This window comes from Commensalibacter papalotli (ex Servin-Garciduenas et al. 2014) (assembly GCF_000527695.1).
In the GTDB taxonomy this organism is placed as follows: Bacteria; Pseudomonadota; Alphaproteobacteria; order Acetobacterales; family Acetobacteraceae; genus Commensalibacter; species Commensalibacter papalotli.
Genome location: NZ_ATSX01000001.1, coordinates 1065497 through 1089781 on the forward strand (window position 1 = coordinate 1065497; position 24285 = coordinate 1089781).

A 24285-nucleotide genomic window follows, 5' to 3' on the forward strand; every position below is an offset into this window, starting at 1 on the left:
TTAATAGTGACTATTTTTAACTAAAGAAATGCTTTATTATGCCATCCATACACCAAAGTGACGTAAAAACAAATAACAACATGATAATTCTATCAATAGAATCATCATGTGATGATACTGCCTGTGCGATCGTATGCTCAGATGGAACAGTGCTGGCAGAACAGATTTATTCACAAAAAGAACATGTTCAATTTGGTGGTGTCGTTCCAGAAATTGCTGCTAGAGCCCATCTTTCTCATTTATCTGATCTAGTTAAAAAAACATTAAATCAAGCAAATATCGACTGGAAAGACATTAATGCCGTTGCTGCGACTTGTGGACCTGGATTAATCGGTGGTGTTATTGTAGGCAGCTGCTTTGCCAAAGGGTTGGCCTTGGCTCGAAACCTTCCATTTATCGGAATTAATCATATAGAAGCTCATGCATTAACCGTGAGAATCCCCCATATTTCTGAACATCAAGTGCACTTTCCCTATCTCCTCTTTTTAACCTCTGGGGGGCACTGCCAATGCATCCACGTGAAGGATATTGGTGATTACCATCGCCTAGGAGGGACAATTGACGACGCTGCTGGTGAGGCTTTTGATAAAGTTGCCAAAATGTTAGGGTTATCTTGGCCAGGGGGACCTGCATTAGAAGCTTTAGCCAAAGAAGGTGATGAGAATACATTTTCTTTACCCCGCCCTTTATATGGCAGGCCAGGATGTGATTTTTCATTCTCTGGGTTAAAAACGGCTGTGGGGAATTTGTTAACAGAATATGAAAATATAGACACACTTCCACGTAAGCTGGCTGCTAATATTGCCGCAAGTTTTCAAAAAGCGATTACCAGTGCCATTATTAATCGTTTGGAAAACGCGATCAAAGCCTCTCCAAACAGCACCTTACTAGCTACTGCTGGTGGGGTTGCGGCCAATCAATATTTACGCAAACATATACAAGAGCTTGCCAATAAATATAATCTGCCCTTTGTTGCCCCCCCCATGAAATATTGTACTGATAACGCAGTTATGATTGGTTGGGCAGCCATAGAAATATTGCAACAAGCTGCCAAAAACAATAAAGTCATAGATGATATTTCTATGTTGCCTCGTCCACGTTGGCCTTTATCAGAAATGTCACAAATTTTTGACTCTTAAAGGATATAATATGCCTATAAATATTGCTGTTATTGGTGCAGGTGCTTGGGGAATAGCCCTTGCCCTGCAAATGGCCAGAACAGGTGCTAATGTATATTTATGGAGCAGAAAAGAGCTTCCTGATCCTCAAACAAATATATTATCACGTTTAAATTGTATAGAAATCCCTGAAACAATTACCGTAAGCAATGCTTTTCCAAAACAAGCTGATATTGTTTTTCTAACTGTTCCTTTACAGTATATGCGCTCTATTTTACCTTATATTCCTGATGGTCATGGCCCGCTGATTGCTTGTTGTAAAGGTGTTGAAACAACTAGCCTTAAGTTTCCTTTGGAAATCTTGGAGGAAATTTATCCCCACCGTAAGCATGGGGCTTTGTCGGGTCCAAACTTTGCTCATGAAGTGGCTAAAGGTTATCCCACAGCAAGTGTAATTGCCTCTAAAGATCAAGAGCTTGCCCAAGATTTGGCCAATAAGCTTTCTACTTCTACGTTCCGCCTCTATGCTAATAATGATCCTATTGGTGTCGAAATTGGTGGCGCTGCAAAAAATGTTTTTGCGATCGCATCTGGAATTGCAATGGGGGCAGGCCTCGGAGAAAATGCCAGAGCCTCAATTATTACACGTGGTATCTCCGAACTTTCTAAATTGAGCACTGGACTTGGTGGAGAACCAATGACTTTATCAGGTTTGGCAGGTGTTGGAGATATGATCTTAACTTGCACAGGCCAAGGGTCAAGAAATTACTCCTTGGGATATGAGCTGGGACAAGGGAAAACCCTAGAAGAAATTTTATCACAAAGAACAACCATTGCCGAAGGCGTTACCACTGCCCCTGCAATCCTACAAAGAGCCAAGCTGCATAACGTTAATACCCCGATTATAGAAGCCGTTACCCATATTTTAAATAAGAAAATTACTATTAAAACGGCGCAAAATATTTTAATGTCTAGACCCCTAGGCAGTGAATAAGACTCTGTTAAACTAATAAATAATAATATTAGACGATACCAAGGAACAAAAATGCCCACACAAACTATTTATGATTTTAGCCTAACGATGCAATCTGGAGAAACCCTCAATTTAAATGACTATCGCGGTAAGCCTTTAGTAATCATAAATACAGCCTCACATTGTAAATTCACACCTCAATATGAAGCTATACAAGATTTATGGGTTATGTATCGCCATTGGGGATTAACAATTATTGGTATTCCATCTGGGGATTTTGGGAATCAAGAATTTAAAAGTAATGAAGATATTCAAAATTTTTGTAATAATAATTACAATATCAGCTTTCTTTTGGCCCAAAAAAGCCATGTAAAAGGCAATGATGCAATTCCTTTGTTCAAATGGTTATCAGAACAAGGCGGAATCCTTGCAAAACCTCGTTGGAATTTTTATAAATATGTTATTAATCGTCAAGGAAAACTTTATAAAAGCTTTTCCAGTATAACCAGCCCTGCTTCTAAACGATTTGTTAATGCAGTTGAACGGACTTGTTATGATTTCTAAAAGAGAATATGTAATCTTAACAGATTAACTATCCTCAAATGCATTCAATTTCGTTAAGGTAAGAATGTTAAAAAATATTTTAACTGTGGGCAGCTGGACAATGCTCAGCCGCCTACTTGGGCTGGTCAGAGACCAACTTTTGGCGGCTTTTTTAGGGGCTGGCTCTTTACAAGATGCATATCAGGTGGCTTTTCGCCTTCCCAATATGTTTCGCAACCTTTTTGGTGAAGGTGCTTTTAACGCAGCTTTTGTACCTTTATTCACCACGACATTAACGAAAAAAAATCAACAAGAAGCACAACGTTTCGCCAATGAAGCATTTAGTGTTCTTATAACTTTATTAGTTATTATTACAATTTTGGCTGAAATTTTTATGCCCGAAATTGTAAGAGTGATTGCACCTGGTTTTACCGTAGACAAAGCGCGTTATGATGAAGCGGTTGCCCTCAGTCGTATTACCTTTCCCTATATGGTATTAATTTGTGCAGCAGCATTGGTTGCCGGTGTTTTAAACAGTCTTCATCGTTTTGGTGTTGCAGCAGCGGCTTATGTCAGCTTTAACGTTGTAGGAATTGCAGCTCTTTTATGGTTAACCCCTTTTATGCCTAATGCTGCTTGGGCTGCGGCATGGGGCGTTACTTTATCAGGGTTTGTGCAATTAGGTATTTTGTTATTTGCAGCCCACAAAGCGGGAATGCGAATAAGGATATGTTTTCCAAAATTAACCAACGATATACGCCAATTATTTAGAAAAATGGCTCCTGGTATTGTTGGAAGCGGTATTACTCAAATTAATTTAACTATTAGTACAATTATTGCAACTTTACTGCCAGCAGGCAGTGTTTCCGTGATGTATTTTGCCGACCGTATCAATCAACTTCCACTCGGGGTCTTAGGTGCAGCAGCAGGAACAACCCTTTTACCCATCTTAACCAAAGCCCTTCATAACAAAGATCCCAATGCAGCGTTTGATGCACAAAATAAAGCCCTTGATTATTCTTTACTGTTGACCCTGCCAGCGGCTTTTGGATTATTCAGTATTGCAACGCCAATTATTTCGACTTTATTTGAGCATGGCGCCTTCACAGTTAAAGATGTTTATTATTCTGCGCAATCTTTACAAATGTACTCGATCGGATTACCTGCTTTTGTGTTAATCAAAGTCCTTTCACCTGGATTTTTCGCCAGAGGAGATACCACAACTCCGGTTAAAATCGGAATATTTACAATTTTTCTTAACCTTATTCTTAATCTGATTTTTATGAAGCCTCTTGCCCATATGGGTCCACCCCTTGCTAATAGTTTAGCAGCTATAACCAATGTCATTATACTGGCTGTTGTGCTCTATAAAAGAGATGCTTTGTCCGTACCTTTTTCATTGTTGAAACGAATCGCTGCTATGACAGTGGCCTCACTTTTAATGTGTGTGGTTTTAATGAGCGTAATGCATCTATGTTTCGTTGAAATTCCAGAACAAAATATTTTATATCGCTTATTTTCTGTGATTTTATTGACCTCTTTAGGAGGGTTATTGTACGGTATTATTTTACATATTTTCGGAGTTATTAACTTTTTGCAATTTTTTGCAAAAGTTACAAAGAGAATATTAAAAAAATAATACAAAGCAATTTTATCTTGAAAATTGTTGATCATTCACTGCTGAACTAGACGAGTTAAAATGACAATTCCATCCTCTGAAGGTGCCACACCTGTAATGGCACAATGGTTTTCATTAAAAGATTGGTATCCTGATGCGTTACTTTTTTTTCGTATGGGAGATTTTTTTGAATTATTCTTTAGTGATGCAGAAGCCGCAGCAAATGCTTTAGACATCGCTCTTACCTCACGTGGCACCCATGGAGGAAACCCAATTCCCATGTGTGGAGTTCCTGTTGGTACTGCATCCAATTATCTTTCCAGATTAATTAAAAAAGGATTTAAAGTCGCTGTTGCAGAACAAACAGAAACTCCTGCAGATCGCCCTAAAGGACAAAAAGGACCATTATCGCGAGCTGTTGTTCGCCTGATCACTCCTGGTACATTAACAGAAGATGAATTGTTACATGCTGGACAAGCCAATTATATTGCATCTATTATCCCTCATCTCAAAAATAAAGGGTCTACAATTGGTGTAGCATGGGTTGATATTTCTACTGGCTTTTTTGAAACAACTTTTATTGATCACTCTAAATTAAATGATTTACTGGGGCGAATTAACCCTTCAGAAATTTTATGTTGCAAAGATATTATACTAAATGATTATGATAATCGTCGCACCCTTATTCGAGACCATCATTCTTTAAAAACAGCAGAAAAAGAATTATCAGAGCTTTTCAATGTGAATACATTTGATGCGTTGGGTAATTTTAGTGATGAGGAGATTATCGCTAGCTTTGAATTAGTTCATTATATTCAAAAAACCCAAGCTGGTAAAATCCCTCAATTAGCCCGCCCACAATCCCAACAATATGAAACCATTTTGGCTATTGATCCCGCCACACGTAACAGTCTTGATATTTTACAAAATAGTAACGGCAGTCAAAAATTTACTCTTTTTTCCAGCGTATCTTATACCGTAACGGCCTCTGGTGCTCGTATGTTGGCCAATTGGTTATCAGCCCCTTTGACACAAATTAAATATATTAAACAACGACAAGAAGGCTGGATATATTTACACCAAAACGCAGCTCTTTTAGATGAGCTACGCAAAATATTAAAAGGAGCACCTGATATTGCACGTGCCCTGAGTAGATTATCTTTGGGCAGAGGTCAACCCAGAGATTTAGCTTCTATTCGTAATGGTCTAGAAATTAGCCGTAATATAGCGCATATTTTTAAAAAATATGAAAAAGAAACAGGACGTTATTGTTCAATCATTCAAAATACTTCTGGCTATCTGTTATATGGTGAAGAACTACTCATTAAATTACGCACAGCATTAAATGAAAATCCTCCTTTAAAAGTTGAAGAGGGTTTTATAATCAAAGAAGGCTATAATGATGAATTAGATGCTTATCGACGTTTAAAGGATAATAGCCGTCAAGTTATTATCAGTTTGCAAGAAGAGTATAAAACTAAATTTAATATCAACACATTAAAGATTAAGCACCATAATCAACTTGGGCACATTATCGAAGTTAGTAATGCTGCAGGCAGCAAACTTAGAGAGCATCCAGACTTAATATTACGACAAGGCACCGCCAATCTTTCACGTTTTACCACCGTCCAATTAAACGAACTAAGTGAAAAAATCCTTGAAGCAAATTCCCTGGCTGCGGACAAAGAATGGCAACTATTTTCGGAATTAATAGAGGAAGCTCTAAAAGAAAAAAAGCTGCCTTTACTGGCAAAATCGATTGCCATGATAGATGTTTTACAATCTTGTGCCACTTTATATTTATCCTATCATTGGTGTGTTCCAACACTTAGTGATGATACTGTCTTTAAACTAACCAACTGTAGGCATCCCATTGTTGAAGCTGCTTTGCGACACAAAGCTAATTTTACTCCCAACTCTTGTGATTTATCTCAAAAAACAAAAATTATGTTGCTTACTGGTCCTAATATGGCTGGGAAATCTACTTTCCTTAGGCAAGTGGCTTTATGCGTAATCTTAGCCCAAGCAGGTCTGCCTGTTCCCGCAGAAGAGGCTGAAATTGGTATTGTTGATCATTTATTCTCTCGGGTTGGAGCCTCTGATGATCTGGCTCATGGACGTTCAACTTTTATGGTTGAAATGACCGAAGCTGCTGCAATTTTAAACCAAGCTGGGCCAAGATCTTTGGTCGTTATCGATGAAATCGGCCGTGGTACATCAACACTGGACGGTATGGCCATTGCGTGGGCTATGCTAGAAACATTACATAATATTATTCAATGTAGAACTATTTTTGCTACTCATTTTCATGAATTAGTTCAATCAACCAAGCACTTAAAATCATGCAAGCCTTTTACCATGAAGGTTCAAGAATGGAAAAATAGTATTATTTTTCAATATGAAGTCATTCCTGGAGCTGCCGAGCATAGTTGGGGTATTCATGTTGCTCAACTAGCGGGTGTTCCTTTACCCACTTTAAAACGTGCAGGGCAGATTTTACAAAATTTAGAAAAACAATATCTAAATCCTCAAATTACCCTTCCTTTGCCTACACCTTGTATTGAAGAAAAAAACAAGCAAGAAACGTTACCAAAAAAATATGAAAAAATTGTTGATTTGATCAAAACAATTGATCCAGACGAATTAACCCCAAAAAAATCGTTAAATATTCTTTATGAACTGAAAAATCTTATTGATAAATAATTATATCCCCTTAAATTAATATATAATACTGGTTTTTTATTAATTTTGCTAACAGGTCAAATAATTGAAGCATCCTACAGCTGACTTTCCTTCTAATCCTACTCTCGCCACACAAACATTACGAGAACAAACTCGTATAGCGTTTCGTGACAACTCTAATCTATCAAGAGATGAGTTGCTTCAAATTTTTCGCCGCCATTTAGGACGCGTACAAACACAAGTTCGTACTGAATTTGAAATTAACAGACTCTCTGGATTGCAAGCAAGCAAACAACTGACTGCATATATAGATGGGTTAATGAGCGTCCTTTTTGATCTGTTTTATAATAAATTATTAAACTCTGATGATCCAAATAATTATATTGCACTTGTTGCCACAGGTGGATATGGCAGAAACTGCTTGGCCCCATTTAGTGATTTAGACCTACTATTCATAACTCCAAAACAACCATCCAAAGAATTACAGGATACGATCGAACAACATCTGTATTTCTTATGGGATTTAGGATTGAAAATTGGCCATGCTATTCGCTCTATACCGCAATGTTTAACGGCAGCAAAAGAGGATGTTACAATCCTTACCGCATTATTAGATATCCGTTTGCTAAGTGGTTATCAAGGGCTTTATAACGATTTTATTCCTCAATTAAAAGAATTATGCAATGAAATTGGTGCCTCTCGTTTTATTTTGGAAAAAAGTAAAGAGCGTGAAAATCGTCATAAAAAATTTGGAGATACACCTTATTTTGTTGAGCCTAATATTAAAGAAGGCAAAGGTGGTCTAAGAGACTTACAAACCATATACTGGGAATATCATTTTACTTTGGGATTTGATCAATTTGCTGATTTCTCATCTCCTAAAATTCGTGAACTTAACCTCCTAACTGAACAAGAAATTCATCGTTTACAACGAGCACATAATTTTCTATGGACGGTAAGATTTCAACTTCATTATATTTCTGGTAGAGCAGAAGATCGTTTAACGTTTGATATGCAACCAGTTGTCGGTGGGCGTATTGGTTATACGAAACATGGTCAACAAGTAGGTGTCGAGCGTTTTATGCGTCACTACTTCCTTACTGCCAGAGAAGTCATGCGTTTAACTTATGTGATCGAATCTGCATTAACACTTTATACTCAGAAAACAACACTTAACAAGTTTGAATCTGGCAAATTTATTCCTCATACAGGATGCACGTTATTAGAAGGAAAAATCCTTCCAACAGCACATATTTCTTTTGAAAAAAATCCTATTGAAATGATGTGCTTATTAAAGCTTGCACAAACACAAAAACGCGCTATTCATCCCTTGGCCGTTCATCAACTTATTCGTTGGGAGCGCAAAGCAGCATCTTTACGTGGGAATGCCGAGGCTTCAGAGATTTTTCTTGATCTTTTATGTGATACCCCTATACATTTATCACCCAAAGCACGTTATCGCTTATTAAATAACAAAGATAATCAGGAAGAAAGAACAACCTATATTCTGCCTCCACCTGAAGAACAATTTAATATGCACTGGTTGCATATTTTGAATGAGACTGGAATCCTGGGCCAGTTTATGCCCGAATGGCGACGTATGGTAGGGCAAATGCAATTTGATACTTATCATATCTTTACTGTGGATCAACATAGTATAGAGGCCGTAAGATTACTTGCATTACTAGAAGCTGGATATCACCAAGACGATTTACAATTTGCTCATAAATTATTACAAGGTATTCAATCCAAAAGAGCTTTGTATATGGCGACCTTATTGCATGATATGGGTAAAGGCCGAGGTGGTGACCATTCAGAAGTAGGTTCTGAAATGGCGCTAACCATTTGTTCAAGGTTAAACATGTCTGCTGAAGAAACAGATACGGTTTCTTGGCTTATTCTGCACCATTTATTACTCAGTCATACTGCTTTTCAACGTGATATTGATGATCCCAAAACCATTTTGGATCTAGTCGATACCATACAATCCCCTGAACGTTTAAGATTATTGTTCTTATTAACTGTATCAGATATGCGTGCAGTTAATAAAAAAGTATGGAATGCTTGGAAAGCAACCTTGTTAACCGAGCTTTACAATCGTGTTGCTGAAGTATTAGAAGGTAGCCTTGCTACTCAAGAGCGTGACACACGCGTTTATCGCGTTAAAAATCATTTAGAAAAACAATTTGCTATTCAAAATTTACCAAATTCTGCGGTCGAATTTTTTATGAACTTGGGATATGCAAGCTATTGGCTGTCTTTTGATGAAGACACACATATCCGCCATGCGCATCTCATTACCCAAGCACACAAAGAAGAATCACCTTTAACCATCCGTTCTTATCCTTTACCAGATCGTGGAGTGACAGAGGTTACAGTTTATGCAGTAGATCACCCTGGATTATTTTCTAAAATAGCTGGAGCGTTAGCTGTCGCTGGAGCATCAATTGTTGATGCACGTATTCATACCCTGACCAATGGGATGGTGTTAGATACTTTTTGGGTACAAGATGCAGCGCAAGATGTGTTTGATGATCCCCATCGTTTAGAACGTATCATAGAATTAATCTCTGATGCTTTGGCAGAAAAAATTGATATTGAACAACGTTTAAATGACTGTAATCGTCATATGCTATATGGCCGTCGCATGCGTGCCATTCATGTACCTCCACGCGTTGTTATTGATAATCAGGCCTCTAATGGTTTCACTGTAATTGAGGTTAACGGCAGAGACCGTCTTGGGCTTTTGTATGATGTTACTAAGACTATTAAGGAACAAAAACTACAAATCAGCTCTGCACATATTACAACTTATGGCATTCGTGCTGTTGACGTATTTTATGTCAAAGATGTTTTTGGCCTTAAAGTTCTGGATAAAAAAAGATTATCTATCATCCGTGAAGCGATCTTGAAAGTACTAGAAGAGGTTGAAGAAAATATTACTGGTATTCAACCCAACAGCACAGCCTCTATTGTGCAAATGGAAGTGGTGCCTCCAAAGGAAGAAAAAAATTAATTTTTTGCAGTTGATTGCATTTTGATTAAATCAGTTTTGACCTCTTGTATCAAAGATTTCCATGCTTGATCAGGAGGCAAAGACTGAGCTTGTTGGTAAATTTTAAGGCTTGGATACCAAAGACTATATCCATATTGGTCTTGATGCGCTGGATACCACCGCCAATCTCCTCCAAATCGGTTTAATAACCATACTGGTTTACCAAGCGTCCCTGCTAGGTGGGCTATAACCGTATCCACACTGATGACAAGATCAAGCTCTTGTAGAAAGCAAGCGGTTTTATATAAATCTCCACTGGGTATCATCCCAGCAAAGCCTTTGAGGAGATCTGATTTTTGAAGCCCTGTTTGCAATGCATAAAAATCAATCCTAGGCACACTAAATAGTGGAAAAAGCTCAGATACAGCAAGGGAACGTAGTTGATCAAAACGATAATCTTTATTCCCAAACCAACATAAGCCCACTTTCAAATGATCTGAGCTAACTAATGGAACCGTTTCTTGGAATAATGAGTTATCAAGGGAGTATAAAGGAACAGTGTTTATATCTAATAAATAAGGCAAACTCATCAGCATGACTTGATGTGTTATTCCTTGGGGTAAACCCTGCCCCATTTCGATGACTTGCCATGAATTACCCTCATTATATGACCTCATTATCTCTTGCAACAACCTTACCAGGTTTTTAGGGGCTTCTATTATAATCGAATATTTTTGTAACAAAGCCCCTAAAAACCTGGAAAATTGAATCGTATCTCCTAAACCTTGCTCAACACGAACCAATAAAAGATCGACTTTTTCTTTACCATTCCAAACTGGAATAGCTTCCTTTTCTTTGAAATGATGTAACAAGCGATGACGCACCTCCATTTGCTGCCACCCTTTTTGAAATTGCCCTTTGGCAAGCAATATGGTTGATAGGTTATTTTTTATCTTATCTTTATCATTCTGAATTAATGCTAAATTTTGTGCTTGTTCCAATAAATAATGATCAAGTTTTTCGGCCTTGTCTAATTCCCTAAGCTCATAATAAAGAGTTCCCAGATTTAGTCCTATTCGTGCATCATGTGGAGAGTGTTGATATGCATTTTCAAGTAATATTTTAGCATCAGCTAATGCTCCAAGCCCCATTTGCACCAAACCAAGATTAACTTGCGTTTCTATAATTTCTGGAGCCTGTTTCAATGCCTCAGTCAAATAAGCCTTTGCTTCCCTCAGCTTGTTCAACTGGAATAAAATAGCCCCCAGATTTGCATAAGCTGAGGCTATTTTAGGGTTTAATCGTATGATTTTTCTAAACACACGTTCCGCATCACCCAATTGGCCAAGCTGATATAAAACCAAGCCCAATTCGTGTAAAAATTCGATCTTTCCTGGATTATTAGTGACTGCATCCTTGGCAATATTTAAAGCTTGATCAAATGCTTTACCTTGCCAGTAAAAACGCACCAGTTCTTTCCAAAATATCAAAGAATCAGGTGCTAACTCTATCGCTTTACGCAAGGATAATTCTGCCTGTGCCTTATCCTCAAGTGCGTCTTGGACAATTGCCAATCCATGATAGGCTCTGGGATCATATGGCTCTGATAAAATCGCATTTTTAAAAGCTGTTTGAGCTTCGACAAGATGCCCTCCTTCATATAAAGCCCAACCCAGTGTAATATAATAATATGATTGGGGTTCAATTTCTATAGCACGACCCGCAAATCCAATCGCCAATGCAATCTCTCCTGCTGCGCGAGCAACACATGCCCTGCCATGCAATGCCTCAGGAAAATCTGGTGTTTCTTGTAAAATATCACAGAAAATTTTATCAGCTTCTTTGAACAGCCCTTGAGATAGTAAAGACAGTCCTGTTTTAATTTTTTGTTCATTTACCATAAATTCACTCAATTTTTAGTTATACAAGGCAATACATCATATCAATACTATACAAAAGCTTTGCACAAACACAAAATAATGAATGTGTAAAAAAAACTCGCCCAAATATCAGCTTTTATCTTGGATATTCCCTATCATCTTTTGTAAAATTACCTTATAAATGAAATCTATATTTTATATCAGGAATAGAAATCGGTTATGGTCATTTTAAAATCTTTTACCCGTTCTGCATCTCTGGCCTTGGCATTAAGCCTGTTACCTCCATCTTTGGCTTATTCAAAACAAAAACTAGATCAACCTGCTCTATTGTCTTCTGATGCCTTAAAAGAAGTCGCAACAATTAATAAATATTTGCCCGATTATATCGTTGTAGATGATAATAAGCGTATGATCGCCCAATTCCCCCGATTTACGGACGAGCAAGGCCTTTCTATGGCTGTGGTCAAATCTGATAATACACTTGTTCCTTATCCCAATCAGCAATGGAATACCATTAATACACAAGATCCCAGCAATAATTTTATTGGACTTGCTGGGATGACTTTGACCCCAGATGGTAATTTATGGGTATTAGATAGTGGCATTTCAAAAATTGGTGATACCACTAATAAAAAAGCGGCTAAAATCGTAAAAATTGATACTAAAACAGATCAAGTCGTCAAAACATACCCTATTCCTGAGAATGTTATCCTTGATAAAAGTGCTTTGAATGGTATTGCTGTATATCAGAACCATATTTATCTTGCTGATAGAGGCACGCCTGCAATTGTTATCTATGATCTTAATACGGGCAAAGCAAGACGTTTGCTTGAAAATTCGCCTTCTTTGTATTCAAGGCAAGCTGTTATTGTCAATAATAAAATGATAAAGCCGAATTCTGATAAAACGTCACAATTTAACGTTAACCAAATTGCCGTTTCTCCTGATGGCCGACGTTTATATTACCAAGCTGTCAGTGGACCTTTATACCGTATTGATACCATGTATCTCAAAGATGCAACCTACTCCCCAGCCGAACTGAACGAAGCAATGATGATTTGGTTTAAAACACCTTCATCAGGGGGGATTGTTTGTGGGCCAGATGGAACTATATACATTGATGATATTGCAACCAACAGTATTTATCGATTTACCACAGGGCGTATTTTAAACAAGTTAATCACGGATGAACGTTTAAAATGGCCTGCCCATCCTTATGTGGATAAGAATAACCAGCTTTATATCCCAACGATACAACTTGATCAAACACAAATTTTGAATAAACAAGACCATTCAACGATTGAATGGCCTTTAAAAATATACAGTTTAACCCCACCTCCTTTACAAAATAAATAAATTCCTCAATTGATTATTTTTTACTAGGTATACAATGCGTTACGTTTCTACCAGAGGGCAAGCCCCCGTTTTAAATTTCTCTGACACCCTTCTTGCAGGTCTTGCCCAAGATGGTGGATTATATATTCCTGAAACTTGGCCTCAAATCTCTGCGGATGATTTGCGCAACATGAGGGGATTAAGCTATCCAGAACTAGCTGCAAAGATCGTTCATCTTTTTACAGGAAATGAAATTCCCGAAGCTGTTTTACTTGATATTTGTAAAAAATCTTACTTAGGATTTAATCATCAAGCCATTGTTCCTTTGGTACAGCTAGACCATAATCTTTTTGTCCAAGAATTATTTCATGGGCCAACGCTTGCCTTTAAAGATATGGCGATGCAGTTATTGGGTCATTTATTTGACTATGTCCTCAGTCAAAAAAATAAGAAAATAACCATTGTTGGAGCGACTTCTGGAGACACGGGCTCTGCTGCAATTGAAGCATTTAAAGGCAGCAAATACCTCAGCGTTACAATATTGCATCCGTATAACAGAACCTCAGAAGTGCAACGTCGTCAAATGACGACCGTAATGGAACCTAATATTAATAATATTGCCGTTGAAGGTTCTTTTGACGATTGCCAAGACTTGGTCAAAGCAATGTTTGCAGATGCGCCTTTTCGAGATGAAATGCATCTCTCTGCTGTAAATTCTATTAACTGGGGGCGTATTGCAGCCCAAGTTCCCTATTATATTTATGCAGCTTTGTTACTGGGGGCTCCTGATAGAGAAGTTTCCTTTACCGTTCCAACAGGCAATTTTGGGAATATCTTGGCGGCTTGGACTGCACGTAAAATGGGACTGCCCATTAACCTTCTGTGCGTGGGTTCTAACCATAATGATATTCTTACACGCTTTTTACTTAATAATGATATGAGTATCCAAGGCGTTCGCCCAAGCTTGTCTCCTTCTATGGATATTCAAATTTCTTCTAATTTTGAACGCTTATTATTTGAATTACTTGATCGAAATACTGATCAATGCCGCCAAATTATGCAAGATTTCCGTAAAAATAACAAAATGGATATTCCTTCCAGCATTTGGAACAAAGCCTCTGAAAACTTCAAAGGTATGGCACTAAGCGATCAAGAAACCAAAGAAGTTATTCAGCAATATTACAAAAAGTCAGCTTATTTGGCAGATCCCCATACCGCTATTGGGATTGCAACAGCACAAAAATATCGTCATCCTGAAATTCCAATGGTTACTGTTGCGACAGCTCATCCTGCTAAATTCCCCGATGCCATTAAACAAGCAACAGGCATAACACCTGCGTTGCCATTGGCTTTGGCTGATTTATATGAACGCAAAGAACGCTATGAAGTTCTACCTGCAGACCTTAAAAAAATCGAAGATTCAGTTCGCGCCGTTGCGCATAAAAACAATATTTAATTTCACTCTAGGATAAATATGAACCAAGCTATAAAGATCACACGCCTACCCTCTGGAATGTTAGTTGTAACGGAAAAAATGGATCGTGTTGAAACGATTTCCCTTGGTGCGTATGTCAATGTTGGAACACGTTATGAAACTGCCGAAGAAAATGGGATTTCCCATTTTCTAGAGCACATGGCGTTCAAAGGAACAAACACCAGATCTGCTTTGGATATTGCGGAAACTGTTGAGAATGTTGGGGGGCATATTAATGCCTATACGGCACGTGAAATTACCGCGTATTACATCAAGCTTTTAAAGAATGATCACGAGCTTGGCGTTGATATTTTAGGGGATATTTTAACCCACAGCACTTTTGACCCAGCTGAGTTGGAAAGAGAACGTGGTGTCATCCTGCAAGAAATTGGACAATCAAATGATACCCCTGATGATATTGTATTTGATTACTTCCAAGAAACTGCCTATCCTGATCAGCCAATGGGTCGCCCAACGCTGGGTACAGAAAACCTGATTCGCACTATGCAACGTGATCATTTGCAACACTATATGACGCGTCATTATAACAGTAACAATACAATTTTTGCTGCGGCGGGAAATCTGGATCACGATAACATCGTAACCTTAGCAGAAAAATATTTCAAAGATCTGCCTCAAACACCTGCACAATCCGCCTTACCTGCAAATTATCAAGGTGGTGAATTTCGTAAAGAAAAAGAGTTAGATCAAGCTCATATTTTAATGGGGTTCCCATCCGTTAATTATAACCATCCTCAATATTACGCAGCAATTCTACTCTCTATTATTTTGGGTGGTGGAATGTCGTCACGTCTTTTCCAAGAAGTACGAGAAAAACATGGTTTAGTTTACTCTGTTTATGCTTATAACACGGCACATCAAGATGATGGGTTATTTGGTATTTATGCTGGCACAGGTGAAGAACAAACAAAAGAATTGATGCCCATTTTAATCCAAGAACTCAAGAAAATCCAAAAGCTGATCAAACCAGAAGAGCTTAACCGTACCAAAGCCCAGCTTAAATCCTCTTTGTTAATGTCTATGGAAAGCACCGCCAGTCGTTGTGAGCAAATAGCACGACATTTACAAATTTATAATCGTATTATTTCTCCACAAGAGATGGTTGAAAAAATTGATGCCGTTACAATCGAAGATATCTATCAGATTGCCAAGAGTATTTTTCATGGAAAACCTACTCTAACCACGTTGGGGCCTATTCGCCATGTGCCTTCTCTTGCCGATATTACTGAAAGTCTGAACTCATGACACAACATCAAAAATTTATCAAAGATTTGATCCATCAAGCTAAAAAAGCGGGCGCAACTGAAGCTGATGCAGTAATGTTAGCGTCGACCTCTGTTGGCGTGCAGGTCAGAAATGGCCAGCCAGAGGAGTTGGAACGTTCAGAAACAAAGACTGTTGGGTTACGGGTTTTTATTGATAAACGTTCTGCTACCATTTCCACCACAGATTTACAAAAAGATAATATCGAAAAATTGGTGGAACAAGCGATTTCTATGGCCAAGATTTTACCAGAAGATCCTTTTTCTGGGTTACCAGAACCTTCTGATAAACCCTGCATTGATCCTAGAATTCTTGACTTGTTAGATGCCTCTGAACGTTCTACACAGGAAATGTTAGAACAAGCCAAAAGGGCAGAAGCCGCAGCTTTGGCGGTCAAAGGCATTACCAACTCTATGGGCGGCAGCTGTGGTTATGGCAAAACTGAAATGATTCTGGCCAACAGTAACGATTTCTTTGGCACTTATGCCCGCACGTCTCACTCTTTATCTGCTTGTGTATTAGCAGGCACAGGCACAGACATGCAGCGCGATTATGATTATCATTCAACCGTACATTTAAAAGACCTGGAAGATGCAGAACAAATTGGGCGCAGTGCTGGTGAAAAAGCAGTCGCTAAATTAAATCCAACCAAACCTAAAACGGGTATATTACCAGTTATTTTTGATCCCAGAGTAGCAAACTCCATTATTGGACACTTGGCTAGTGCTTTAAATGGTTATGCCATTGCCAGAGGCACTTCTTTTCTTAAAAATGATATGGGGAACCTGATCTTTCCTGAAGGCATAACTATTATTGATCAACCTTATCAAGTAAAAGGGTTAGCCTCTCGTCCATTTGATGTTGAAGGGTTATATCCCGAAGAACTTAAATTGGTTGATCAAGGAAAAATTGCGAATTGGTTGCTAGACAACCGCACCGCCAATCAACTTGGGTTAAAAAGTAATGGGCATGCAACCAGAGGCCCATCCTCTCCTCCATCACCAACAACTACTAATCTATACGTTATGGCAGGACAGCAAACCCCTACTGAACTGATGGCCGATATCAAAGAAGGACTTTATATCACAGAGATGATTGGTTCTTCGGTAAATATGCTCACAGGGGATTACAGTCGTGGCGCCAGTGGTTTTATGATCCGCAATGGTCAAATCGCAGAGCCAATTATGGAATTTACCCTTGCTTCGACACTCAAGGAAATGTTTTCACAACTACATGTCGCTAATGATTTAAAATTCCGCTATAGTACTAACAGCCCAACATTACGCATTGATGCAATGAGTGTTGCGGGCAATTAACATACGTTTACCGAAATGGATGAAAGAAATGAATCGTACGACCTTAAATAGCCGTACCCTACTTTGTCTTTTAAGTTTTACTCTTGTTGCTCCTCCTATTCTTGTGGATTTAATTCCTCAGGCAGAGGCAAGAGCGGGTCGAGGCTCATCAATGGGCAGCCGTGGCAGCAGAACATTTAGTGCGCCTTCTTATACCAGAAGTAGCCCTATGGGTGCACAACCCATGCAACGTTCGATGACACGTCCCCCAGCTGCAACGCCGAATGCTGCTCCCACAGGTGTAAATTCAGGAATGGCTGGTGGCGGGATGAATCGCCCTGTTCAACCACAACAACAAGCTGCCCCTGCATCAGGAATGAGTAACTTTACGCGAGGTCTTGTTGGGGGTGCTATTGGTGCAGCAGGTTATCATATGCTGACAGGCAGCAAAGAAAGTAATGCTCAACAACCAAGTAATGGTGCAGAACAACAAGGCCAAGCACAAAACCAACAACAAGCCCCACAAAAGCAAGGCGGTGGTTTTATGAGCTTGTTAACACGCCTGATTATCATTGGGTTAATTGTTTGGTTAGTTATGCGCTTTATTCGTAGACGTCGTAGTGCAAATCTTAATAATAACAATAATAATATGTCTGCTAGTCGTGTTAATCCAGCAATGAATGCTGCTCAACCTCCTACACAGCAAGCTAATATTCAGTTACAACAACAAGATTATATCGCATTCCAACAACGTTTAACTGAAGTGCAAGAAAGTTGGAATAGGCAAGATCTTGCTGGATTACAAAAAATCACCACACCAGAGATGTTGGCTTACTTCAGTGAGCAATTAACTGATCTTTCTACCAAAGGTTTGCATAACAGCACCTCTAATGTTCAGTTCTTGCAAGGTGATCTGTCAGAAGCATGGCAAGAAGGAAACAGAGAATATGCAACCGTTTCTATGCGTTATTCTTTGATTGATATTACCACAGACAATACTGGACGCGTTGTTGAAGGTGATCCAAATCAACCTGTTATTATTACCGAGCTTTGGACTTTTGTCAGAGCTGTTAATAATAATTGGTGGTTGTTGTCTGCTATTCAGCAAATAAACTAGCAATCTCATCTAATCTAATCCAAACTAGAAAGAGGACTATATAGTCCTCTTTCTTTATTAAAATATAGTAATTAGTAGTTTTAAGTTTATAATATAAGTAATTACTTGTTTTATACATGCACCTCTTTAACTTATCAATTACTCATATAATTAAAAAATTGGTCAGTCCTAATAGATTGTAAGTTGCATTTACTTTATTAACGAATACTCTTCCAGAACTTAATTGATATTCTTTTTCTTCTTCCTCGGTATAGTTTCTATATTTTGAGAAACCATTCTTTCTTTTATTCTTTTAAAAATTTGTGGTTCTTAGAGTAAGTAATATCCTCAAAAGGATTAGCTTTTCCTCAAGCTTCAGATTTTTCTATTAGTGGTTGTAAGATTGAACTGACAACACCATCACCTAAAAAGCAAACTTTAGGCATTTTTTGATAACAGTCATAGATTTTTCAGCGGCGACTTTATTTGAATACCATCAACTGTCATTGCACACAAACTTGGACCAAATTGTTATACAACAGCATCAATAGTGGCATTGATATTCGGTCTGATTATCCACAGCCATACCGCTTGAAGGTAAATAGAAAAAATAACATCTGAAATGCTACCTTACTTTTCCGATACAACTTATGTAATAACTTTTAAGGTATGAAAAACTTACCTTTTGAATATTTCTTCTTTAGAAATAAATAATAATATCAAATCATTAATTAACTATAAAATATGATAAACCCTCATGATATTTCATAGTTTTTATAAACTAATTACACTCAATATAAATAAAGCAGATAATTGAAAAACTATCTGCCTTTTAGTATAAAGCCATTGATTATAATTGAATCAACGCTAGAGTATATAAAATCCCACTTAATCCAAGCAACGCTGAAAGTAACGCCATATTCCGTTTATTTTGACGTCGGTCAAACTCTTTTTGTTGTTCCGCAGTTAGCGAAATTGCAATTGCTTTGGCCTGTTGTTGTCTTTTCATTAAGACGATTTCCTTTTAAACAAAATGATCAATAATCAAAGAAAAAAATAAGAAAAATAAATAAATCAAAGAAAAACGAAAAGAATATCTGGCAGCTTTATCATTATTCAAACTTAATCCGTCAGCGGTTTGCTGTTCTGATAACACTCTAACCGCCATGTAAATAAATCCAGCATTTAATAAAATTGCTGTACCCATATAAATATAAGAAGTATATCCTAAATAAACAGGTAATAAAGTAACAATTGCTAAAATAATTGTATAAATTAAAATTTGCCACCGTGTATAACGCGCACCTTTTACAACAGGCAACATAGGGATACCTGCACGTCCATAGTCTTTACACGCATACAAAGCCAATGACCAAAAATGTGGTGGTGTCCAAAAAAACGTAATAGAGAATAAAATAATAGGGAATATATCAAGACTGCCAGTAACAGAAGTCCACCCTATTAACGGAGGAAAAGCCCCAGCTGCCCCGCCAATAACAATATTTTGTGGGGTAGAACGCTTTAACCACATTGTATAAACAACGCTATAAAAGAAAATAGAAAAAGCTAAAATAGCTGCGGTTAGAAAATTAGTAGCCAAAAACATTAAAATTACAGACAGGACAGAAACGCCAATTCCGTAAATCAACGCATCATCAGATTTAACTCTGCCCGCAGGTAAAGGGCGTGTGATTGTTCTTTGCATGATCAGATCAATATCACGATCATACCACATATTAATTGCACCAGCCCCACCAGACGCCATACAAATACATAGAATACTAATCAGTGCAATAATTGGATTAATATGACCAGGTGCAAGAACAATTCCAACCACACCTGTAAAAACTACCAAAGAAATCACTCTGGGTTTTAATAAAGCAACCCAATCTTTAACATCACTGCCTACCATAGCCGGATCGAATCGAACCCGTTTTGATCCTACGACTTCATCTGAAAGTGATTGCCCCATTCTGTAAATCCTATTTTACATGAGAAAAAACAGGGGAAGGAAGCTGCCACTCATTAGTTATTGCACCTTCTCCCCAATAATTACTTGGTAATTTCACTTCACTACGTAATGCATTCACCAACATCACAATAAAGGATAGCAAAGAAAGCCCCATGAAAACTGCCCCAATAAGAATGGATTTTTCACCTATTACAAACATATCTAGTGTAAAGACAACACCAACACAGGTCGTTATAAAATGTATTTTTGCTAATAATTCTGAATATTGCTTACCTAGAATTTTGCCCATCCAAAAATAAAAGCCTGCAAAAACCGCAAAAAGAATTCCATAGGAAATAGAAGAATGGATTAATCCAACTTCTTTCGTGATCCCTTGATATGGCCAACCAATTGCTAATAACCCTATAAAACCAAAAGACCATAGCACAGGTGCTGGACAGTGTTTTTTACCTACAAAGAAAAGTTTAATACAATAAACTAATAAAAATAAAGTCAGCGCATATAACGCACATGCATAAAATACTTGTAATGTAATATTCTGATGCATGCTTATTAAGTGCGTGTTAAAAATCATTTTATTCCATGAAAGTAAAACAATAAAAGGCACCAAAATAAGCATTAAAATAACATTTTTATTTTGTTTTATAGATTGATTAGAAATCGTAGTAATAATATGAAATACCATGCAAATTGCTGGGATGATCAAAATCATCAACATTGGATATGAAAAAGAACGAACAGTTTGTTGAAGTGCAGCAGCTGAATAAGCAGCATGATAATAATTTTTTGTTAAGGCTGCTAATAAAATAGACGCCGTAGGTAACAATAAAGCCGCAGAAATCCCTTGTCCCCAAACGAACAAAGGCAATGACGCATAACTAACGTCAGGTGCTCTATTATTAATGATCGTAATTAACATATTTATTGAAAACAAAACTGCTGATATCGACCACAACCCCAAACTATACAAAGCAAATAATGCATGATCAGGGTATAAAAAAGTTAAGAAATTACAAATAAAGCCTATAACAAGACATAAAAGAGAAAAAGCATTCACTCCTTTGAAGGCCATATCTTTTGCTTTAATTAATAAAGGCACGAACCAAGCCCCAAACCCTAACATTAATGCTGGTTGAAGGACAAAAAACACCATCATTCTAGCATGCGTTCTTGGTAAATTTTGTATAAAATCAACTGTACTGAACTTGCCCAAAACAGGAATATATGTATTGAGTTGAACAAACAAAGCTGCAATACCACCACTAATCCCTGCCAATATAGCCAGAAATAAAGCACTCATTCCAATTTTATAATGTGTATTCATTACATATTCTATCGCATTACTAATAAATAAAGCTATGATATAACATAGCTTTTACAAAGTATCACCATCAAATTTTATCGAGGGAGACTGACCAATGTAAACAAACCAAATGGGTGAACAGGTTGCAGAGTCGCTTGTTTTAACTCCTCTGGTGGAAGCAAAGATTCTATTGAGAAGTCTGGGTGCCAACCTAATGATTTTGATGCAGGGGCCATAATACGTTCAACATGATAACGGATCCCTTTTTGTGCTAAAAAATGATTTACAAACAAAATATGACCGCCTGGCTTAACCACTCGCTTTAGTTCTGCAAATAAACGATCTGGATGTGGTACTACAGAGGCAACGAACATACCTACTGCAATATCAAAAGAGCCACTCTCAAAATTTGTCTCCTCAGCATCCATCTCGAATAGATTGTCTACATTAGATAAATTTTGACGTTGAACCCGTTGCCTTGCCCTTTTAAGCATGTCTGTCGACAGATCAATTCCTGTAATTCTCTTATCAAGATTATAAGAAGGAAGAGCTAATCCTGTCCCAACCCCTACTTCTAAAACTTTTTGTCCTGGCAAACGATTAGCTTCGGCAACAGCACAGCGGCGCCCAAACGAGGATATACTTCCAAAAACAGCATCATAAACCATCGCCCAACGACGATAAGCTAATTTAACAGCATCTGCGCTTAACGCAGTATGAGGTGAAGGAGGCACGTTATTGCTCCTAAAAACAATTAACAAAATTACTATACAACAAGTCTTATTAACCAAAAACAAAGAAAAATCTAGTTAGATTTTCTTTTTTTTACATTTTAACAAGGAAAAAAATACTAAAAAGCAACATATTTAATTACTTTATTTTTTTGATGCCCTTTAATTGTTTATTATAAAGCAAATATGTATTATAAGTATCACAACAAGTAAGTAAATAAATAATTGAGCAGATTCAGGAGCAGCTCCCCTTATGTGGTTGACATATTTTAATTGGTTTATGGCGATATTAAGCATCACTATATGGGTTGGAACATATATTGTATATGATCGCGCAAGATTTACGGACTGGTTAGACAATAAATTTGGTAAAGACGACCCTATGCCTCCTATACCTAAACAACAAGAAAGTTCTTTAAATATAGGAGAAGGAACAACTTTCAATTACGAAAAAACATCAAAAGCTGAACCTTCTAAAGAATAAACCTTATCTTACATAAGAATTAATAACATCCCAAATCATAGCGGCAGAGTTGATCTGATTAAATCGATCTAATTCTTGTAGGCCTGTAGGGGATGTTACATTTATTTCTGTCAAATAATCCCCAAGCACATCGATTCCAACAAATATTAATCCTTGCTGTTTCAAAGTAGGTCCTATTATTTTACAAATTTCTTTGTCTCTTTGTGTTAACTCGACTTTGACCGCAACACCACCAACATGCATATTAGAACGCAAATCACCTTTTTGTGGAACACGATTAATCGCCCCAATAGGTTCTCCGTCAACCAAAATAACTCTTTTATCCCCTTTACGTACAGCAGGTTCATAACGTTGAATCATCAAAGGTTCACGCGAAGCAGCAAATTGCATTTCTAATAAGGAGTTTAAATTTTCATCATCTTCTCGAATGCGAAAAACCCCTATTCCACCATTTCCATATAAAGGTTTAATAATTATATCTTTATATTCAGCGCGGAATTCACGTATGGCAATAATATCTCTTGTAATCAGAGTGGGAGGCATAATCTGAGGCCATAAGGTTGCAAAGATTTTCTCTGGTGCATTTCTTACGGATGCAGGATTATTCACAACGAAAACTTTATCTTTACCGATACCGTGAATTTGTTCAAGCAAATGTGTTGCTGTTATATATCCCATATCAAATGGAGGATCTTGACGCATTAACAATACATCAAAATCATTCAACACAACCGTTTTTTCTTCACCAAATTGAGCGTGGTTACCCTGTATGCGTTGCACAGTAACATTTTTGCCCCTGGCGGTAATTTTTTTTGAATTAGAGTTGCTACATAAACTTAGCGTATCAACAGAATAAACAAATAATTCATACCCTCTGGCCTGAGCCTCTAACATTAATGCAAACGTAGAATCGCCATTAATATTAATATTTTCCAGCGGATCCATTTGCACAGCAATTTTTAGCATAGATTTTATACTCACTTATATTAAACTATCTTTTAAGATGGATAAGCAATCTCTAGAATTTCAAGAAATTTTTCTCCAGCAGGGCTTTGATATTTTACCTCATCGCCAACTTTCGACTTTATTAAAGCTCTAGCGATAGGAGAAATCAAGCTAATTTGACCTTGCTCGGTAATTGCTTCATCCACACCAACAATGGTAACTGTATATTCCTGATCTTCTTCAGTGACATAAGTCACAGTTGCACCGAAATAAACTTTATCCTTTTGGGGTTGTTCTTTGGGATCAACCACAACGGCATTATCAAGACGTTTTAACAAAAAGCGGACACGACGATCAATTTCCCTTAATCGACGTTTACCATATATATAATCGCCATTTTCAGATCGATCACCATTACCCGCAGCCCAAGAAACAATCTCTACAATCTTGGGACGTTCTTTGTGCAATAAACTATTAAGCTCATCTTTTAAACGATCAAATCCTTGTGGCGTTAAATGTGGAGGCGTTTGAGATGCAACTGCCATTTTTTTATTCCT

General features: G+C 37.5%; 19 protein-coding genes. 12 read left to right on the plus strand and 7 right to left on the minus strand.

All coding sequences use genetic code 11. The features are described from left to right. Positions 1–38 precede the first annotated feature (38 nt). The 6 genes from tsaD (at position 39) to COMX_RS04910 (ending at position 9950) form a co-directional block, all read left to right on the plus strand. Positions 39–1139 carry a tRNA (adenosine(37)-N6)-threonylcarbamoyltransferase complex transferase subunit TsaD gene (gene tsaD, locus COMX_RS04885; protein WP_051461880.1) on the plus strand — a complete coding sequence of 367 codons (1101 nt, stop codon included), beginning with the start codon at positions 39–41 and terminating at the stop codon, positions 1137–1139. Between the two features lie 10 nt (positions 1140–1149). Next, positions 1150–2112: an NAD(P)H-dependent glycerol-3-phosphate dehydrogenase gene (locus tag COMX_RS04890; RefSeq protein ID WP_034337637.1), complete on the plus strand. Its 963-nt coding sequence runs from the start codon at positions 1150–1152 to the stop codon at positions 2110–2112. 51 nt (positions 2113–2163) lie between these two features. Continuing rightward, entirely contained in the window at positions 2164–2655 is a 492-nt protein-coding gene (locus COMX_RS04895) for a glutathione peroxidase (protein WP_034337639.1), read from the plus strand. Between the two features lie 64 nt (positions 2656–2719). Next, on the plus strand, positions 2720–4273 hold the full coding sequence (gene murJ / locus COMX_RS04900) for a murein biosynthesis integral membrane protein MurJ (RefSeq protein WP_034337641.1): 1554 nt from the start codon (positions 2720–2722) through the stop codon (positions 4271–4273). 60 nt (positions 4274–4333) lie between these two features. Beyond that, positions 4334–6955, plus strand: a complete 2622-nt coding sequence (gene mutS / locus COMX_RS04905; RefSeq protein WP_034337644.1) for a DNA mismatch repair protein MutS — start codon at positions 4334–4336, stop codon at positions 6953–6955. 64 nt (positions 6956–7019) lie between these two features. Next, a complete protein-coding gene (locus COMX_RS04910; RefSeq protein WP_034337645.1) occupies positions 7020–9950 on the plus strand; it encodes a [protein-PII] uridylyltransferase in 2931 nt (976 codons plus the stop codon). On the opposite strand, the gene COMX_RS04915 is transcribed toward COMX_RS04910, so the two are convergent. Further along, positions 9947–11830, minus strand: a complete 1884-nt coding sequence (locus tag COMX_RS04915; RefSeq protein ID WP_034337646.1) for a tetratricopeptide repeat protein — start codon at positions 11828–11830, stop codon at positions 9947–9949. The two genes, COMX_RS04910 and COMX_RS04915, sit on opposite strands and share 4 nt — an antisense overlap. 198 nt (positions 11831–12028) lie before the next feature. On the opposite strand from COMX_RS04915, the gene COMX_RS04920 reads away from it, so the two are divergent. The 5 genes from COMX_RS04920 to COMX_RS04940 are packed head-to-tail and all read left to right on the plus strand — an operon-like array spanning position 12029 to position 18314. Beyond that, entirely contained in the window at positions 12029–13165 is a 1137-nt protein-coding gene (locus tag COMX_RS04920; RefSeq protein ID WP_034337648.1) for an L-dopachrome tautomerase-related protein, read from the plus strand. Between the two features lie 34 nt (positions 13166–13199). Then, a complete protein-coding gene (gene thrC / locus COMX_RS04925) occupies positions 13200–14600 on the plus strand; it encodes a threonine synthase (protein ID WP_034337651.1) in 1401 nt (466 codons plus the stop codon). 18 nt (positions 14601–14618) lie between these two features. Next, on the plus strand, positions 14619–15884 hold the full coding sequence (locus COMX_RS04930; RefSeq protein WP_034337653.1) for a M16 family metallopeptidase: 1266 nt from the start codon (positions 14619–14621) through the stop codon (positions 15882–15884). After that, on the plus strand, positions 15881–17218 hold the full coding sequence (locus tag COMX_RS04935) for a TldD/PmbA family protein (RefSeq protein WP_034337656.1): 1338 nt from the start codon (positions 15881–15883) through the stop codon (positions 17216–17218). Before COMX_RS04930 ends, COMX_RS04935 begins: the two co-directional genes overlap by 4 nt. A gap of 28 nt (positions 17219–17246) precedes the next feature. Beyond that, positions 17247–18314: a Tim44 domain-containing protein gene (locus COMX_RS04940; protein ID WP_034337659.1), complete on the plus strand. Its 1068-nt coding sequence runs from the start codon at positions 17247–17249 to the stop codon at positions 18312–18314. An 829-nt stretch (positions 18315–19143) separates the two neighbouring features. On the opposite strand, the gene COMX_RS11075 is transcribed toward COMX_RS04940, so the two are convergent. From COMX_RS11075 to COMX_RS04955, 4 genes are all read right to left on the minus strand, one after another. Continuing rightward, the gene (locus COMX_RS11075; protein ID WP_161631847.1) at positions 19144–19302 is read right to left on the minus strand and encodes a hypothetical protein; all 159 of its coding nucleotides are present in this window, start codon (positions 19300–19302) and stop codon (positions 19144–19146) included. 15 nt (positions 19303–19317) lie between these two features. Further along, positions 19318–20265: a heme o synthase gene (cyoE, locus tag COMX_RS04945; protein ID WP_034337662.1), complete on the minus strand. Its 948-nt coding sequence runs from the start codon at positions 20263–20265 to the stop codon at positions 19318–19320. A gap of 10 nt (positions 20266–20275) precedes the next feature. After that, on the minus strand, positions 20276–21589 hold the full coding sequence (locus tag COMX_RS04950) for a cbb3-type cytochrome c oxidase subunit I (RefSeq protein WP_034337664.1): 1314 nt from the start codon (positions 21587–21589) through the stop codon (positions 20276–20278). 74 nt (positions 21590–21663) lie between these two features. Further along, positions 21664–22302, minus strand: coding sequence for a class I SAM-dependent methyltransferase (locus tag COMX_RS04955; protein WP_051461881.1), 639 nt, complete (start codon positions 22300–22302; stop codon positions 21664–21666). A gap of 250 nt (positions 22303–22552) precedes the next feature. Here COMX_RS04955 and COMX_RS04960 point away from each other — a divergent pair, with 250 nt between their 5' ends. Next, entirely contained in the window at positions 22553–22783 is a 231-nt protein-coding gene (locus tag COMX_RS04960) for a hypothetical protein (RefSeq protein ID WP_034337667.1), read from the plus strand. A gap of 3 nt (positions 22784–22786) precedes the next feature. On the opposite strand, the gene gshB is transcribed toward COMX_RS04960, so the two are convergent. Beyond that, entirely contained in the window at positions 22787–23758 is a 972-nt protein-coding gene (gshB, locus tag COMX_RS04965; protein WP_152534188.1) for a glutathione synthase, read from the minus strand. 23 nt (positions 23759–23781) lie between these two features. After that, on the minus strand, positions 23782–24273 hold the full coding sequence (gene greB, locus COMX_RS04970) for a transcription elongation factor GreB (RefSeq protein ID WP_034337671.1): 492 nt from the start codon (positions 24271–24273) through the stop codon (positions 23782–23784). Positions 24274–24285: the final 12 nt, after the last annotated feature.